At 66.7% G+C, this 15759-nt stretch carries 15 protein-coding genes and 1 tRNA gene; 13 read left to right on the top strand and 3 right to left on the bottom strand.

Annotated elements, in window-relative coordinates; genetic code table 11:
- Positions 1-2 precede the first annotated feature (2 nt).
- The 4 genes from rpsI (at position 3) to ACSVDD_RS12440 (ending at position 3002) form a co-directional block, all read left to right on the top strand.
- The gene (gene rpsI / locus ACSVDD_RS12455) at positions 3-497 is read left to right on the top strand and encodes a 30S ribosomal protein S9 (RefSeq protein ID WP_448189679.1); all 495 of its coding nucleotides are present in this window, start codon (positions 3-5) and stop codon (positions 495-497) included.
- 115 nt (positions 498-612) lie between these two features.
- Complete coding sequence (argC, locus tag ACSVDD_RS12450; protein ID WP_448189678.1) at positions 613-1665, top strand: N-acetyl-gamma-glutamyl-phosphate reductase; 1053 nt, start codon at positions 613-615, stop codon at positions 1663-1665.
- Positions 1666-1683: 18 nt separating this feature from the next.
- Positions 1684-2202: a gamma carbonic anhydrase family protein gene (locus tag ACSVDD_RS12445; RefSeq protein ID WP_448189677.1), complete on the top strand. Its 519-nt coding sequence runs from the start codon at positions 1684-1686 to the stop codon at positions 2200-2202.
- Positions 2203-2429: 227 nt separating this feature from the next.
- The gene (locus ACSVDD_RS12440) at positions 2430-3002 is read left to right on the top strand and encodes an OmpA family protein (protein WP_448189676.1); all 573 of its coding nucleotides are present in this window, start codon (positions 2430-2432) and stop codon (positions 3000-3002) included.
- A gap of 265 nt (positions 3003-3267) precedes the next feature.
- Here the strand turns inward: ACSVDD_RS12440 and phaC are convergent, their stop codons facing one another.
- Positions 3268-5064, bottom strand: a complete 1797-nt coding sequence (gene phaC, locus ACSVDD_RS12435; RefSeq protein ID WP_448189675.1) for a class I poly(R)-hydroxyalkanoic acid synthase — start codon at positions 5062-5064, stop codon at positions 3268-3270.
- A gap of 205 nt (positions 5065-5269) precedes the next feature.
- On the opposite strand from phaC, the gene ACSVDD_RS12430 reads away from it, so the two are divergent.
- The 9 genes from ACSVDD_RS12430 to ACSVDD_RS12390 all read left to right on the top strand — a co-directional run bounded on the left by ACSVDD_RS12430 (position 5270) and on the right by ACSVDD_RS12390 (position 14444).
- Positions 5270-5650, top strand: coding sequence for a hypothetical protein (locus ACSVDD_RS12430; protein WP_448189674.1), 381 nt, complete (start codon positions 5270-5272; stop codon positions 5648-5650).
- A 207-nt stretch (positions 5651-5857) separates the two neighbouring features.
- The gene (locus tag ACSVDD_RS12425; RefSeq protein WP_448189673.1) at positions 5858-7132 is read left to right on the top strand and encodes an LL-diaminopimelate aminotransferase; all 1275 of its coding nucleotides are present in this window, start codon (positions 5858-5860) and stop codon (positions 7130-7132) included.
- Entirely contained in the window at positions 7129-8421 is a 1293-nt protein-coding gene (locus tag ACSVDD_RS12420) for a homoserine dehydrogenase (protein WP_448189672.1), read from the top strand. The genes ACSVDD_RS12425 and ACSVDD_RS12420 overlap by 4 nt, the downstream gene beginning before the upstream one ends.
- A gap of 68 nt (positions 8422-8489) precedes the next feature.
- Positions 8490-9458, top strand: coding sequence for a class II fructose-bisphosphatase (glpX, locus tag ACSVDD_RS12415; RefSeq protein ID WP_448190064.1), 969 nt, complete (start codon positions 8490-8492; stop codon positions 9456-9458).
- Between the two features lie 63 nt (positions 9459-9521).
- Positions 9522-9743: a hypothetical protein gene (locus ACSVDD_RS12410; protein WP_448189671.1), complete on the top strand. Its 222-nt coding sequence runs from the start codon at positions 9522-9524 to the stop codon at positions 9741-9743.
- Between the two features lie 608 nt (positions 9744-10351).
- Positions 10352-11911: a S8 family peptidase gene (locus ACSVDD_RS12405; RefSeq protein WP_448189670.1), complete on the top strand. Its 1560-nt coding sequence runs from the start codon at positions 10352-10354 to the stop codon at positions 11909-11911.
- Positions 11912-12002: 91 nt separating this feature from the next.
- A complete protein-coding gene (locus ACSVDD_RS12400; RefSeq protein ID WP_448189669.1) occupies positions 12003-12212 on the top strand; it encodes a hypothetical protein in 210 nt (69 codons plus the stop codon).
- 310 nt (positions 12213-12522) lie between these two features.
- A complete protein-coding gene (recJ, locus tag ACSVDD_RS12395; protein ID WP_448189668.1) occupies positions 12523-14325 on the top strand; it encodes a single-stranded-DNA-specific exonuclease RecJ in 1803 nt (600 codons plus the stop codon).
- Positions 14326-14368: 43 nt separating this feature from the next.
- Positions 14369-14444 (top strand) — tRNA-Glu (locus ACSVDD_RS12390).
- 364 nt (positions 14445-14808) lie between these two features.
- On the opposite strand, the gene ACSVDD_RS12385 is transcribed toward ACSVDD_RS12390, so the two are convergent.
- Complete coding sequence (locus tag ACSVDD_RS12385; protein ID WP_448189667.1) at positions 14809-15039, bottom strand: hypothetical protein; 231 nt, start codon at positions 15037-15039, stop codon at positions 14809-14811.
- A 12-nt stretch (positions 15040-15051) separates the two neighbouring features.
- Positions 15052-15594: a virion core protein, T7 gp14 family gene (locus ACSVDD_RS12380; protein ID WP_448189666.1), complete on the bottom strand. Its 543-nt coding sequence runs from the start codon at positions 15592-15594 to the stop codon at positions 15052-15054.
- Between the last annotated feature and the right edge of the window lie 165 nt (positions 15595-15759).

Raw genomic sequence — 15759 nt, 5'->3', positions numbered from 1 at the left:
CTATGGCTCAGGTCACCACCACCCTCTCCAGCCTGAAGGATCTGCAGGGCACCGGTACGGCCGCGCCGGCCGGCGCCTCCGCCGATGTCGCCCAGCCGAAGCTCGACCAGTTCGGCCGCGCCTACGCCACCGGCAAGCGCAAGGACGCGGTCGCCCGCGTCTGGATCAAGCCGGGTTCCGGCAAGATCACCGTCAACGGCCGCGACCAGGAGGTCTACTTCGCCCGCCCGGTTCTGCGCATGATGATCGCCCAGCCGTTCGGCATTTCCGACCGCGCCGGCCAGTTCGACGTCATCGCCACGGTCACCGGCGGCGGCCTGTCCGGTCAGGCCGGTGCGGTCCGTCACGGCATCTCGAAGGCGCTGACCTACTTCGAGCCGGGCCTGCGCCCGCCGCTGAAGGCTGCCGGCTTCCTGACCCGCGATGCCCGCATCGTCGAGCGTAAGAAGTACGGCCGCGCCAAGGCGCGCCGCAGCTTCCAGTTCTCGAAGCGCTAACCCGCACGCGGTCTCTGCAAGCACGGTTACAGGCAGGGGGCGTCCCACGCGGGGCGCCCCCTTTCTGTTTGTCCGGTCCTGCCCCTCCAGTTCTGCCCCACGATAGGGAATCCCCATGGCCAACAACGTCACTCCCGTCCGGATCGGCATCCTCGGCGCCAGCGGCTACACCGGCGCGGATCTGGTGCGCATGCTGCTGCGCCACCCCGCGGCGGAGATCTGCGCCCTCACCGCCGAGCGGCAGGCCGGCAAGCCGATGGCCGAGGTGTTCCCGCATCTCTCGCACTACAAGCTGCCGGATCTGGTGAAGATCGAGGCGGTCAACTGGGACAAACTGGACGTGGTGTTCTGCGCCCTGCCGCACGGCACCACGCAGGAGGTCATCGCCGGCATCCCCAACGGCATCAAGGTGGTGGATCTGTCGGCCGACTTCCGCCTGTCCGATCCGCACGCCTACGCCGAGTGGTACGGCCATGAGCACCGGGCGGTCGATCTGCAAAAGGAGGTCGCCTACGGCCTGACCGAGTTGAACCGGCAGGGCGTGCGCAAGGCCCGCGTCGTCGCCAACCCCGGCTGCTACCCGACCTGCTCGCTGTTGCCGCTGGCGCCGCTGCTGCTGGACGAAATGATCGAGCCGGGCGGAATCGTCATCGACGCCAAATCCGGCGTGTCCGGGGCAGGGCGCGACGCCAAGCAGCAGAACCTCTTCACCGAGGTGTCCGAGGGCTTCAACGCCTACGGCGTCGGCTATCACCGGCACATGCCGGAGATCGAGCAGGAACTGCGGCTGGCCGCCGGCCGGCCGGTCACCGTGTCGTTCACGCCGCACCTCGTGCCGATGAACCGCGGCATGATGGCAACGATCTACGTCCGCATGGCCGAGGGCGTCAGCGCCGAGGACCTGCGCGAGGCCCTGACGAGGAAGTACCGGGACGAGCCGTTCGTGGCGGTGACCGCGCCGGGCATCGCGCCGGCGACCAGGCACGTGCGCGGCTCCAACCACAACCTGATCGGCGTCTTTGCGGATCGCACGCCGCGCGGCGCCATCATCGTGTCGGTGATCGATAATCTGGTGAAGGGCGCTTCGGGGCAGGCGATCCAGAACATGAACGTCATGCTCGGCCTCGGCGAGACGACGGGCATCGATCAGGCGCCGATGTTCCCGTAAAGAGAAGGCACGCAGACCATGCCCGCCATCATCCGGCCCTATCGCAGCATCCGGCCGAAGGTCGATCCGACGGCCTTCGTCGCCGAAACCGCGACGCTCGTCGGCGACGTCGAGATCGGGCCGGAAACCAGCATCTGGTATGGCTGCGTGCTTCGCGGCGACGTCAACGACATCCGAATCGGCGCGCGCACCAACATCCAGGACGGCACGGTCATCCACGTCTCGCGCGGCGTGCAGGGGGCCTACATCGGCGACGGCATCACGGTGGGCCACATGGCGCTGCTGCACGCCTGCACGCTGGAGAGCAACTGCTTCATCGGCATGAAGGCCTGCGTCATGGACCGGGCCGTCGTCGAGTCGGGCGCCATGGTGGCTGCGGGAGCCCTGGTGACCCCCGGAAAGCGTGTAAAAAGCGGCTGGCTGTGGGCCGGATCGCCCGCCCGGCCGATTCGCGAGCTTACGCAAGAGGATCTTGCTTCCTTTACTGTGTCTTCGCGGCACTATGCGGACCTCGCAATGGAGTATCGTGGCGGTTGAGGCTGGCTTAGCCCAAGCTGTTGAGTTAGCATGCGTCCCGTGTCAGCCATTCTACGGTGGGTGAACGGCGGCGGCTTGGGCTTCCGGAGAATAGGAAAGGAACGACCCGTTCCGTTTCCTTGTTTTTGGAAGGCGCCGCCACGCCTGCCGAGTGTTCATCGGCGTACCGGGCGGTCATCCGACGGTACGCGCCACCACGGGATGCGTTCTCGATAGGGGAGTAGGGTATGAAGAGCTTTATCTCTGGTCTGGCCATGCTGCCGGCCGTCATCGTTGCTGGTGGTCTGATGGCTTCGCCTGCCATGGCGCAGGCCGAGGCCAAGGTGTGGTGCAACCCGGTGATCGGCTGGGGCAATGTCCCGGTCCGCACGGCCGACGGCGGTTACGCCATCCACCAGGGCAGCTACGGCTGCCCGGCGGCCACGACGCAGACGACCGCCGCCGTCGGTGGCCTGCAGCGCGAGTACCTGGTGTTCTTCGACTGGGACAAGTCGAACATCACCCCGGCCGCTGACCGCGTCCTGAGCGACATGGTCACCGCCGCCAAGGGTCAGGCCGTGCGCGTCCGCGTCGTCGGTCACACCGACACCTCGGGCAAGCCGAGCTACAACCAGAAGCTCTCGGTGCGCCGCGCCGAGTCGGTGAAGCGCGTGCTGGTCGCCAAGGGCATCCCGGCCGGTGCCATCACCACCGAAGGCAAGGGCGAGAGCGAGCTGCTGGTCAAGACCGGCGACAACGTTCGCGAGCCGTCGAACCGCCGCGCGCAGGTCCTGCCGACCGTTGCCGGCCCGACCTCGTAATAAGGTCAGCGGATCTTCCGCAAAGAGGAAAGGCCCCGGAGGGAAACCTCCGGGGCCTTTTCTTTTGGGGCTCTGCTGTGTGCAGATCTTGCCCCCACCCTAACCCTCCCCCGGCAGGGCCGGGGGAGGGGGGAGGCATCATACCGAAGGCGCTTGATGTCTTCCATCAAGCGCCTTCGGTTTAAACCCGACAGCTCAATGCATAGCATTGAGCGAAAGGGTGATGCGGCCGGCCGATCATGGAAGCATTCATGCGCCGGCCGTATCACACCACGCGGGTCTTCACGTAGGAACCCGGCGCCTCGTCGAGGACCTTCAGCTTGCCCTTGGCCGGATCGCGGGGCGGAACGCGGCCGTTGGAGAAGCCGTCGACCCACTTCTGCCACTCCGGCCACCAGGAACCGGGGCTCTGCTTGGCGTCCTTCAGCCAGGCGTCCGTTTCCTTCGGCAGCTTGGCGTTGGTCCAGTAGCAGTACTTCTCGGCCGCCGGCGGGTTGATGACGCCGGCGATGTGGCCCGACGCCGCCAGCACGAACTTGACCGGGCCCGTGAACAGCTGGGTGCCCTGGTAGGTCGAGGTCCACGGCGCGATGTGGTCCTCGCGGGCGGACAGGAAGAAGGACGGCGTCTTGACCTTGCGCAGGTCGATCGGCTCGCCCTTCAGCGTTACGCCGCCCGGCTGGCACAGCAGGTTCTTCTGGTACATGGAGCGCAGATAGAAGCTGTGCATGGCGGCCGGCATGCGCGTCGAGTCACTGTTCCAGTACAGCAGGTCGAACGGGAACGGGTCCTTGCCGAGCAGGTAGTTGTTCACCACGAACGACCAGATCAGGTCGTTGGCGCGCAGCATGTTGAAGGTGGTCGCCATCTTGGCGCCGTCCAGATAGCCGACCTCGGCCATCTGGTTCTCGATGAAGTTCAGCTGCTCCTCGTCGATGAAGACCGACAGCTCGCCGGCCTCGGCGAAGTCCAGCATGGTGGTGAAGAAGGTCGCCGACTTGATGCGGTCGTCGCCCTTGGCCGCCATGTAGGCCAGCGTCGAACCCAGCAGCGTGCCGCCGAGGCAGTAGCCGATGGCGTTGACGTCCTTCTCGCCGGTCTGCTTCTCGATGGCGTCGAGTGCCGCCAGCACGCCCTCGGTCATGTAGTCCTCGAAGGACTTCTGCGCGAGGTTCTCGTCCGGGTTGACCCACGACAGCACGAAGACGGTGTGGCCCTGATCGACCGCCCACTTCACGAAGCTGTTCTTCTCGCGCAGGTCGAGGATGTAGAACTTGTTGATCCACGGCGGAATGATCATCAGCGGCCGCTTGGCCACGTCCGGCGTCGTCGGCGTGTACTGCACCAGCTGCATCAGGTCGGTCTGGAAGACCACCTTGCCCGGCGTCAGCGCGATGTTCTTGCCGACCTGGAAGGCGTCGTAGTCGGTCATCGAGATGCGCAGCTCGCCCTTGCCGCGCTCCAGGTCCTTCAGCAGATGCTCCAAGCCCTTGACCAGATTCTCGCCGCCGCTCTCGATGGTCGTGCGCAGCACCTCCGGGTTCGTCATGACGAAGTTGGAGGGCGCCATCGCGTCGACGAACTGGCGGGTGTAGAAGTCCACCTTCTTGGCGGTGTGGCCGTCCAGGCCGTCGACCTCCTGCACCGTGGACTGCATCCACCGGGCGCTCAGCAGGTAGGACTGCTTGATGAAGTCGAACAGCGTGTTCTCGTCCCAGGCCGAGTCCTTGAAGCGGCGGTCGTCCTTCGCGGGGGCGATGACCGGCTCGGCTTCCTGGCCCAGCAGGCGCTGCGTCGTGCGCTGCCACAGGGTCAGGTAATCCTGCCACAGCGACATCTGAGCCTTCATCAGCTTGGCCGGATCGGCCATCATGCGCTTGGTCATCTCAAGGAAGGCGTTGCCGACACCCATCGGGTCGGGGTTCCCGGAGCCCGCACCGTCCTGCTGACGCGACAGGAAGTCGGTGACGAGCTTCTGACTCTGCTCGGCAATGCGGGTCATCGCCCGCGACAGCTCGACGGGATCGGGCAGCTTCACATCCGGGGCCTGGTTTTCGGCCATGAGGCAGTCCTTTATCGTATCGTTTGGGCTTCAGGAGCGACGAACAGAGGTTTATACAGTCCCGTACGGATTTTGAAACCGCGAAGGTGGGGTTGCGACTCCGTGTACAGGGGCTGCGACACTCATACACGTGCGGCATGAAGATTTTATGTCCTTTGGCCGGTTGCAAGATGCGCCAAAAGACTGGTTTTGCGGAGTGTACCGAATGACGATAGGCAGAGGGCGCATCGGGGCGCGCGGGGGTTGGGGCGGCGCGGCGCTGGTCGCGGCGCTTCTGGCGCTGTCCGGGTGCAGCAACCGCGTGACCGACGCGGGCGTGATCAACTCGGTCTTCGGCGGCGGGCCGCCGCCGGACGCCCCCACCCCCATACGCGGTCTGTCCGGCGAGAAGGCGACCTACCCGAATCTGGCGACGGTTCCCGGCCGCCCCACCGACGTGCCCACGGTGGCGCAGCGCGAGAAAGACGTGACGACCCTGGAGCAGGAACGCGCGCAATCGCGCGCCACGGCCAAGGAACTGGAGGAGAAGTACAAGCCGATGACCATCCCGCCGCCGCCCAAGGTGACGCCCGGCAAGAGCGGCTGACGCCGCGCCGTTGTGCGGCGTTGAGCACGCCGCGCCGGGTGCGCAATGGGCGGAGCCCACCGCAATCCACCCAAGGCAAACGCAATCGGCGCACCGCTCCCCCGTGAAATTTGCCTCGCTAATCCTCGGGCGCGGCGGTAGATAAGGGGTCCCGGTCCGCTCGCGTTTTTTGGTCCTGCCCGCGGCCGGCAAGGTCTCGGAGCGTCCATGAGCGATTCGTCAGAATTCCACCGCATCAAGCGTCTGCCGCCCTACGTCTTCGCCGAAGTCAACGCCATGAAGGCGCGCGCCCGCGCCGCCGGCGAGGACATCATCGACCTCGGCATGGGCAACCCAGACCAGCCCACCCCGCAGCACATCGTCGACAAGCTGGTCGAAACCGTCCAGAACCCGAAGACGCACCGCTATTCCAACTCGCGCGGCATCCCCGGCCTGCGCCGGGCGCACGCCGCCTATTACAAGCGGCGCTTCAACGTCGACCTCGATCCCGAGACCGAGACCATCGTCACCATCGGGTCGAAGGAGGGCTTGGCGAACCTCGCCAACGCCATCACCAGCCCCGGCGACACCATCCTGGTGCCGAACCCCAGCTACCCGATCCATCCCTTCGGGTTCGTGCTGGCCGGCGCGTCGATCCGCCATCTGCCGGTGGGCTCGGAGGGCGGCGCCTCGCCGGACCTCGACAAGTTCATGGACGTGCTGGAGCGCGCCACCAAGCACAGCGTGCCCAAGCCGCTGGCCCTGGTGCTGAACTACCCGTCGAACCCGACGGCGCAGGTGGTGGACCTGGACTTCTACCGGCCCATCGTCGCGTTCTGCCGCAAGCACGGCATCTACATCCTGTCCGACCTCGCCTACGCCGAGATCTATTTCGACGACGTGCCGTCGCCGTCGATCCTGGAGATCCCCGAGGCGCGCGAGATCGCCATCGAGTTCACCTCGATGTCGAAGACCTACAACATGGCCGGCTGGCGCATCGGCTTCGCGTCGGGCAACAAGAAGCTCGTCGCGGCGCTGGCGCGCATCAAGTCGTATCTGGACTACGGCGCCTTCACGCCGATCCAGGTCGCCGCGGCGCACGCGCTGAACGGCCCTCAGGACTGCGTCGATCAGATCCGCGCCATGTACAAGCAGCGCCGCGACGTGCTGATCGAGGGGCTGGAGCAGGCCGGCTGGCCGGTGCCGAGCCCGCGCGCCAGCATGTTCGCCTGGGCGCCGATCCCGCAGCAGTTCGCCCACCTCGGCTCGCTGGAGTTCTCGAAGCTGCTGATGCAGGAGGCCAAGGTGGCGGTGTCGCCGGGCATCGGCTTCGGCGAGTACGGCGACGGCCACGTGCGCCTGGGTCTGGTGGAGAACGTTCACCGCATCCGTCAGGCCACCCGCAACATCAAGGAGTTCTTCCGCTCCAACGCCGCCGGAAGCGCTGCGAGCCAGGACCCCGCGGTGCGCGAGCAACTGTATAAGGAGGCCGGGTTGCCATGAGCGCTCCGCTGAAGATCGCGGTCGCCGGCCTGGGCACGGTCGGCGCCGGAGTGCTTAAGGTGCTGGCCGAGCACGGCGCGCTCATCGAGCAGCGCTGCGGCCGGCGCATCCAGGTGACGGCGGTCAGCGCGCGTGACCGCTCCAAGGACCGCGGCGTCGATCTGAGCAACGTCCGCTGGTTCGAGGACCCCGTCGCCATGGCGGCGGCGCCCGACGTGGACGCGGTGGTCGAGCTGATCGGCGGCTCCGACGGGCCGGCCAAGGCGACCGTCGAGACGGCGCTGGAACAGGGGCGGCACGTGGTTACCGCCAACAAGGCGCTGCTCGCCAACCACGGCACGGCGCTGGCCGAACGCGCCGAGGCGCGCGGGCTGACGCTGGCGTTCGAGGCGTCGGTGGCCGGCGGCATTCCGGTCATCAAGGCGCTGCGCGAGGGCCTCGCCGCCAACCGGGTGAGCGAGGTGCACGGCATCCTCAACGGGACGTGCAACTACATCCTCACCGAGATGCGCACCACCGGGCGCGAGTTCGCCGACGTGCTGGCCGAGGCGCAGACCCTGGGCTACGCCGAGGCCGACCCGAGCTTCGACATCGACGGCATCGACGCGGCGCACAAGCTGGCGGTCCTCACCTCGGTGGCGTTCGGCTGCCCGGTGGATTTCCAGAACGTGCACATCGAGGGCATCCGCCACGTCTCGGCCACGGATCTGTGCTACGCTGAGGAGCTGGGCTACCGCATCAAGCTCTTGGGCATCGCGCGGCTGACCCGCAACGGCGTCGAGCAGCGCGTGCACCCCTGCATGGTGCCGAAGGACGCCCCCATCGCCGCGGTGGACGGCGTGTTCAACGCCGTGGTGGCGCAGGGCGACTTCGTCGACCGCGTCCTGCTGGTCGGCCGCGGGGCCGGCGCTGGCCCCACCGCTTCGGCCGTGGTGGCCGATCTGGTGGACGTGGCGCGCGGGCGCAGCACGCCGACGTTCGGTGTGCCGGCGGCACACCTCGCCCGGCTCGACCCGTCGCCCATGGAGGGGCGGCAAGGGGCGTACTACGTTCGCCTCATGGTCGTGGACCGGCCCGGCGTGATAGCCGAGGTGGCGGCGGTGCTGCGCGATCACAATGTCTCGATGGAGAGCTTCCTGCAACGCGGCCGGTCGCCCGGCGAGGCGGTGCCGGTGGTGCTCACCACGCACGACACCAACGAGGCGTCCATGCAGAAGGCCCTGGCGGCGATCGCCGCCCAGGCCGCGGTTCTGGAACCGCCGCGCATGATCCGCATCGAACAGTTCTAAACAGACAAGACAAGACCGAAAGTTCGGGGAGCAACACCATGCCTAATCAACATGTCGACCTGTCCGGTATGGATCGGAATCTGGCGCTCGAGGCCGTGCGCGTCACCGAGGCGGCGGCGCTGTCCGCGTCGCTGCTGATGGGCCGCGGCGACGAGAAGCTTGCCGATCAGGCCGCCGTCGACGCCATGCGCCAGGCGCTCAACACGCTTTCCATCGACGGCACCGTGGTGATCGGCGAGGGCGAGCGCGACGAGGCGCCGATGCTGTACATCGGCGAGAAGGTCGGCGGCGCCATCGGCAAGGGCATGAAGGTCGACATCGCGCTCGACCCGCTGGAGGGCACGACCATCACCGCCAAGGGCGGCCCCAACGCGCTGGCCGTCATCGCCATGGCGGACCAGGGCGGCTTCCTCAACGCCCCCGACGTCTACATGGACAAGATCGCGGTGGGCGGCGGCCTGCCCGAGGGCATCGTCGATCTCGACGAGACGCCGGCCAACAACCTCAAGGCGCTGGCCAAGGCCAAAGGCACCGAGGTCGAGGAACTGGTGGTCTGCATCCTCGACCGCCCGCGCCACACCGAGCTGATCGCCCGCGTCCGCGAAGCCGGCGCGCGCATCATGCTGATCTCCGACGGCGACGTGTCGGGTGTGATCGCCACCAGCCAGGCGAACGCCGGCGTGGATTTGTACGTCGGCTCCGGCGGCGCGCCCGAGGGCGTGCTGGCGGCGGCGGCGCTGCGCTGCATCGGCGGCCAGTTCCAGGGCCGTCTGCTGTTCCGCAACGACGACGAGAAGGCGCGCGCCGCGCGCTGGGGCGTCACCGACCTCACCAAGAAGTACAGCCTGACCGAGCTGGCCAGCGGCAACGTGATGTTCGCGGCGACCGGCGTCACCGACGGCGCCATGCTGAAGGGTGTGCGCCGCTTCCCCGGCGGTGCGACGACCCACTCGGTGATCATGCGCTCGAAGTCCGGCACCGTGCGCTACATCGAGGCGCACCACAACTTCAAGCACAAGCCGGGCATCGTTAAGTAAGGCGCCCCACGCAAAAGCCCCTCTCCCCCTGCGGGAGAGGGGTTTGGGGAGAGGGGGCGTTCCATGATCGGCAACGACGGCAAACCGGTTCCGCGCGAGCAACTCCGCGCGCACGTGGCGGCGTACAACACGCAGTCGCGCGGCTCGAAGGAGTTCGCCGGCATCCCCCGCGCGCTGGTCACCGTGCTCGACAATCTGAAGGCCGGCAAGACCACCTACGTCAAGTGCATCGACGGTCAGCTCCAACTCGCGCGCCGCAAGGACAACAGCGTTTCCGTGACCTGAGGGCGGCGCCATGGCAGTGGCGGACGCGGAGAATGGCACCTCCGACCACGCCGGAAACGCCGCCACCAGCGCGTCGAGATCCCGCATTCCCGCGGAATCCTCCCTGCGCGAAGCGCTGGAACGGGGGAGTTCATTGCGGAGGAGCAGGGGAAGGGGCCGTGCTTGCGCTTCAAGCGCTCCCTTCTCTTGACACGGGACGCGGCTTCCTAAAGTGCATCGGCCTGCGGGAGCGATGGTTTTGGAAAAACGCTCCTGAGGTGTGGCGATTCACCATTTTTCTTGGTTTGGCGAGAATATATCGCCAGAAGCTGCTATCGTGAGGAGCGATCCCTTTGCTTCCGGCACGATCTTTCATGGCCTTGCGCACAACAAGCAACCGAAAGCCACCGAACAACCCGCTGACCCGCCCGGAGGTCCAGAAGGCGCTCCTGGCTGGGCACCCCGTACAAAAGCGCTGGCATAAACGCGTAAGCGATTTAACGCCGTTGTCCGGGCTGAGCGGGTTGCAGAGGCTGGACCTGAGCGGGACAGGGGTGAGGGACGTGTCGGCGTTGTCCGGGCTGAGCGGGTTGCGGTCCCTGTACCTGAGCCGGACGGGAGTGACGGACGTGTCGGCGCTGTCCGGGCTGAGCGGATTGCAGTTGCTGGACCTGAGCCGGACGGGGGTGACGGACGTGTCGGCGCTGTCCGGGCTGAGCGGGTTGCAGTTTCTGGACCTGAGCTGGACGGGGGTGACGGACGTGTCAGCACTGTCCGGGCTGAGCGGGTTGCGGTCCCTGTACCTGCACGAGGCGAGGGTGACGGACGTGTCGGCGCTTGCGCACCTCCCTGACTTGAAAATCTATGGCCTTGCCGCCCCGAAACAGCCGCCCGCGGTTCCTCCTGCCGTTGAGTCGGCTTCTTCCTCGGCTGCTGGTTTCGTGCCCTATTCCGAAGACATCTGGAAGGGCGCGCTGACCGACCGATTCAAGCTGAAGATTGACGATCCAAGATGGCTCTTTGCGGTCCTCGCGGTTGAGGACCCTGGCATCAGCGTCACAGGTGTCAGCCGCGACCTCGGATTTGTTGCCGTGGCACGACCGGCGGGAGTTTCGGAGGACCAATTCCGCAGCATATTGGAGACCCTGTGCGCGCGATTTGGCGGGCATCTCATCCCCGAGTTCCGCTACGATCTTGAGGACGAACCGACGTTCGATCCAACTTTCGCCGTAGAATCCCCGGATGCAGTAGCGACGCTAGACGACGTGCTCGTCCGGATTCGGGCCAGGAATCTGCATAATCACCGGAGCGAGAATGTCGTCATCGCGGTCGTTGACACCGGGGTGGACGGCACGCGTCTGGAATTCCAGACGCCCGGCAAGATAGTCCCGGGCTGGGCGCCGCCGAGCGAAGATCCGTGGACGGACTATCTCGGCCACGGCACCATGTGCGCCTGCATCGCCGCGGGCGCGGCCGGTGCCCGGTTCGCCGGTGTGGCGCCACACGCCAAGCTGATGTCCTGCCGGTCAACCTTCGTGGACGGCGACCTCGTCCTGATCTACGAACAGCTCATCCGCCTTGCTCAAAGTGGAATCAAGGTCGTGGCCACCAACAGTTTCGGGACGAACAGCGGTACGCCGCCGGCACTCCACGCTGGCGCGCTGTTCCCCACCGCCCTGGAAAAAGCCATTGAGGCGGGCGTGCATGTGGTGTTCAGCGCCGGCAACTACCACGCGCTCGCCGGCGGTGCGGCGGACGCCTGTTCGCCGAATTCGATCTGGCTGCACAAGGGGCGCGCCGACGTCATGACGGTTGGCACCTGCGACCTCGACGGCCGGATGTGGAGCTATTCCAGCCGGGGGCCGGGGCAGTTTCCCGGCACGGTCAACACGGCCGCGAAACCCGACGTGGTGGCGCCCACGCCGCGCAATGGGCTGATCGCCTACGGTGGCGGGGAAAGGGTTTCGGCAAACGGTTGGGGGACGAGCGGCGCCGCACCGCAGGTGGCGGGCTTGATCGCCCTGCTGCTGTCGGCGCGGCCGGATCTACCGCGCGACGAACTCTATGCCATCGTTCGTGAAACCGCGGTTTGCCTTGGACACGGGCGAACCTGCCAAGGCCATGGGATGATCGATTGTACGGCCGCCATCGACCGTGTTCTCGATGGAACGCTTACGGAATTCGCCTGAATTGCCGTTGGATGTCGATCCAATCGCAACCAGATACCTGTGCGGAGCTGGAAAACGTGGCATGATGCGCAGTGGACCTAGGTGACGTGGAATGACGCGCTACAAGGTCATGGCCTCGGACGACCGACAACTCCGCCAGATCGAAGGGTTGGTGGCGGGGAAAACGCGTGTCTTCGGCACCTCGGCGATGTTCCACTTCGTGGCGACGGGCGATCTCTCGCCGGATCTTCAGGACCGCATCCGGGCCATCGGCGCGCGGATCGTGCCGGAAGAGACTTATAATCTTGAAGGCACCGGCTGAAGGTGCTCTTCCATGGCGCGCCATATGATTAAAATGCACGAGAGCCATCGCGCTCCCGACATTGAGCTTGCTCTTGGCGCCTCGCGCCCTGGAGGAAGGGAACGAACTGAACACCCCCTGCACAGTGTTCCAAAGTGTTCCATTCTGTTCCACTCGCCCTCGAACGGCGGCGCAGCTCACCCGCGCCAGGACTGTCGTCCTTTTCGCGCCGGGGCGATGCCTCCGCACCCGACCACGGCGCCGGGTCCCCCTAGCCCCACCCCTCGCGCTTCTGCTATGGCTTCGCCCCCGTCCATGGCACCATAGCGCGATGACCGACACCCCCTGCTTCCTCGACGTCCGCGCCTCGATCACCGGCAAGCGCTGGCAGGCGCGCGCGTATGACGAGCGGATGGCCTGGGCCATGGCGCAGAGCCGCGGGCTGCCGGAAATCGTCGCCCGCGTGCTCGCCTCGCGCGGCATCACCGAGGGGACGTGCGACAGCTTCCTCAACCCAACCCTCAAGGCCCTGCTGCCCGATCCCTCGCGTTTCCGCGACATGGACATCGCCGCCGCCCGCATCGCCCGCGCCGTCATGGAGGGCGAGAGCATCGCCGTGTTCGGCGACTACGACGTGGACGGCGCCACCTCGGCGGCGCTGCTCGTGCGCTTCTTCCGCGCCATCGGGGCCGACGCCCGAATCTACGTGCCGGACCGCATCACCGAAGGCTATGGACCGAACGCCCCGGCGCTGCTGCGCCTGCACGCCGAGGGCGTGCGGCTGGTCGTCACCGTGGACTGCGGGGTGGCCTCGTTCGTGGCGCTGGAGGCGGCGGCCGGGGTGGGGCTCAACGTCGTCGTGCTCGACCACCACGCGGCCGAGCCGCGGCTGCCACCGGCCGTCGCCATCGTCAACCCCAACCGGCTGGACGAGGACGGCGACTACCGCACGCTGTGCGCCGCCGGTGTCACCTTCCTGGCCGTCGTCGCCGTCAACCGCGCGCTGCGCGCGGCCGGGTTCTATCAGGGGCGCAACCCGCCCGACCTGATGGGGTGGCTCGATCTGGTGGCGCTCGGCACGGTGTGCGACGTGGTGCCGCTCACCGGGCTGAACCGCGCGCTGGTGGCGCAGGGGCTCAAGGTTATGGCGCGGCGCTCCAACACCGGGCTGGCGGCGCTCGCCGACGTCGCCGGGGTGAAGGAACGGCCCGACGCCTACCACGCCGGCTATGTGCTGGGGCCGAGGGTCAACGCCGGCGGGCGAGTCGGGCTGGCCGATCTGGGCGCCCGGCTGCTCTCCACCGACGACCCCGTCGAGGCCATGCAGCTTGCCCAGCGCCTCGACGAGCACAACGGCGAGCGGCGCGCCATCGAGGCCATCGTGCTGGAAGAGGCCATCGCCCACGTCGAGGCGCTGGCCGATCTGGAGGCCGAGCTGGTCTTCGTGGCGGGGCAGGGGTGGCATCCGGGCGTGGTGGGCATCGTCGCCTCGCGCCTGAAGGAGCGCTACAGCCGCCCGGCCTGCGTGGTGGCGCTGGAGACCCGGGACGACGGCACGGTGATCGGCAAGGCCTCGGGGCGGTCGGTGCGCGGGGTGGATCTGGGTGCCGCGGTGATCGCGGCGCGGCAGGAGGGGCTGCTGATCGCCGGCGGCGGGCATCGCATGGCGGCGGGGTTCACCGTGGCGGGGGACAAGCTGTCGGAGCTGCGGGTGTTCCTCACCGCGCGAATCGCGGCGCAGGTGCAGGCGGCTCCGCTGGTGCCGACGCTGGAACTGGACGGCGCGCTGGCGGTGGGGGCGGCGACTCCCGAGTTGGTGGACACGCTGGGCAAGCTGGGGCCGTACGGGACGGGGAACGCGGAGCCGCGATTCGCCCTGGCCGACGCGCGGGTGGTGCGCGCCGACGTGGTGGGGGGCGCGCATGTGCGCTGCATCTTGTCGGGCAGCGACGGCGGGCGGTTGAAGGCGATTGCGTTCCGGTGTTTGGAGAGCCCGCTGGGCAAGGCTTTGCTGACCGCACACGGGGCGCCGCTGCATCTGGCGGGGGTGCTGCGGGTCGATCGCTGGAACGGCGCGGAGGGCGTTCAGCTGCTAATCGACGATGCAGCGCGACCGGGTGGGAATTCTCCTTGATTTCTCAGCGGCCGGCCGTTAGTTCTCTCTCCGCGCCGACGACGTCCCCATCGTCTAGAGGCCTAGGACACCGCCCTTTCACGGCGGCGACACGAGTTCGAATCTCGTTGGGGACGCCACTCTCTCAGTGTGTATGTAAGCGATTGAAAAGGCTCAGCTTTTTGGTTGGGCCTTTCGCTTTTCCACACACGCTTTCCCCACACGTTTTGATGCGCTTTCGGCCGGGATAGGGGAGGCTGCCCGTCCCAACGCTCAGCGACACCAAGGATGTGCATTAGTTTCCACTCATATTTATGCCGCGAAAGAAACAGGGGGAAGCTTTCGCCTCCCCCTGCATGTCCCCCAAGTGCAGTCACTGCACCTATGGGCGCCCAACCTTGTCCCGACTCGGTTCCCGGCAGCCACCCACCGGGAACACCTCTGGTCACGCGCCGACTCTGAAAGGCTTCTGCTGGGCTTCGATAAACGTGCGGGTATCCTTGTTCATGCTACGTTGCTGTGTCGCTGCACCGCATTGGCCCATTCAGTAAACGACTCGCGCCCCAGCGGTGAAAGGGCTGCCATAACGCTGGGAAGCGTAGCGTTCACATGCTCTTGCCGTTCCTCGAATGAGGCACCCGCAAGGGCTTGGCGCCCGAGTTCCGCGCTCAGATCCTCATACGCTTTGATGCCAGCAATAAGCTTCGCCCGGTTATCATCGGTGGAAATCCACATGATATCTGCCGATTACGTTGGGATCTTCAGCTTGCTTCGGTCATCACCGAACGCAGCGTACGCTTTCATCACGTCCCCACCCAGCCGCAGCGCAGCACCCGTGAAATCCGGTGCCTTGGGTTCGGGGATCTGATTGATTTGACCTTGGGCGCCCTTCTGGAGACCCTGCATGTTGAGGTCGAGTTGCGCCGACTTGCGGGCGTAGTTCTCCTCAACGGTCGAGTTGTAGGTGCCTTCCTGACGCGAGAAGTCGGCCATCAGGGCATCCACGGAGATACCCGACACACCCGCCTCACCGGCAGCCACACGCGCCCGCGCACGGGCCTTGGCGGCATCCAGGGAGGTAGCGCCGATCTTCTGCGAGGCGTTGGCAAGCTCCTGTTGCTTCTGAAGCCCAAGCTGGTCGTATCCGGCAATCGTGTTGGCGCGGATGGCGTCAGCCTGGGCAGCGGCGTACTTCTTCTGACTCTGTTGCTGGGACGATTGAGCCGCCAGCGTTGCCACGGTGCCCATAGCGGACACTGCGGAGGAGATGAGGAAGGCGTTGTTCGCCATGAAGGCGGTAATGCCACCAGCCGCAGCCGCCGTTCCTGCCGCAGCGGTACCAGCCGCCGCCGTTGCAGTAGCAGCGGTTGCCGCAGCCGTCGATGCAGCCGCCGTTGCTGTTGCCGCTGTGGCAGCCGCAGCGGGTGCTAGGAAGAAGCACATTAGATGATCCTG

It is taken from the genome of Azospirillum terrae, from assembly GCF_053470425.1.
The sequence above is the reverse complement of the archived record's forward strand: the minus strand, read 5'-3'. Positions and strand labels throughout refer to the sequence as shown.

What these genes read in the sequence shown, in the direction of transcription:
- rpsI (WP_448189679.1), top strand. Translation starts at nt 3, where the DNA reads ATGGCTCAGGTCACCACCACCCTCTCCAGCCTGAAGGATCTGCAGGGC.
- argC (WP_448189678.1), top strand. Translation starts at nt 613, where the DNA reads ATGGCCAACAACGTCACTCCCGTCCGGATCGGCATCCTCGGCGCCAGC.
- ACSVDD_RS12445 (WP_448189677.1), top strand. Translation starts at nt 1,684, where the DNA reads ATGCCCGCCATCATCCGGCCCTATCGCAGCATCCGGCCGAAGGTCGAT.
- ACSVDD_RS12440 (WP_448189676.1), top strand. Translation starts at nt 2,430, where the DNA reads ATGAAGAGCTTTATCTCTGGTCTGGCCATGCTGCCGGCCGTCATCGTT.
- phaC (WP_448189675.1), bottom strand. Translation starts at nt 5,064, where the DNA reads ATGGCCGAAAACCAGGCCCCGGATGTGAAGCTGCCCGATCCCGTCGAG.
- ACSVDD_RS12430 (WP_448189674.1), top strand. Translation starts at nt 5,270, where the DNA reads ATGACGATAGGCAGAGGGCGCATCGGGGCGCGCGGGGGTTGGGGCGGC.
- ACSVDD_RS12425 (WP_448189673.1), top strand. Translation starts at nt 5,858, where the DNA reads ATGAGCGATTCGTCAGAATTCCACCGCATCAAGCGTCTGCCGCCCTAC.
- ACSVDD_RS12420 (WP_448189672.1), top strand. Translation starts at nt 7,129, where the DNA reads ATGAGCGCTCCGCTGAAGATCGCGGTCGCCGGCCTGGGCACGGTCGGC.
- glpX (WP_448190064.1), top strand. Translation starts at nt 8,490, where the DNA reads ATGGATCGGAATCTGGCGCTCGAGGCCGTGCGCGTCACCGAGGCGGCG.
- ACSVDD_RS12410 (WP_448189671.1), top strand. Translation starts at nt 9,522, where the DNA reads ATGATCGGCAACGACGGCAAACCGGTTCCGCGCGAGCAACTCCGCGCG.
- ACSVDD_RS12400 (WP_448189669.1), top strand. Translation starts at nt 12,003, where the DNA reads ATGACGCGCTACAAGGTCATGGCCTCGGACGACCGACAACTCCGCCAG.
- recJ (WP_448189668.1), top strand. Translation starts at nt 12,523, where the DNA reads ATGACCGACACCCCCTGCTTCCTCGACGTCCGCGCCTCGATCACCGGC.
- ACSVDD_RS12385 (WP_448189667.1), bottom strand. Translation starts at nt 15,039, where the DNA reads ATGTGGATTTCCACCGATGATAACCGGGCGAAGCTTATTGCTGGCATC.
- ACSVDD_RS12380 (WP_448189666.1), bottom strand. Translation starts at nt 15,594, where the DNA reads ATGGCGAACAACGCCTTCCTCATCTCCTCCGCAGTGTCCGCTATGGGC.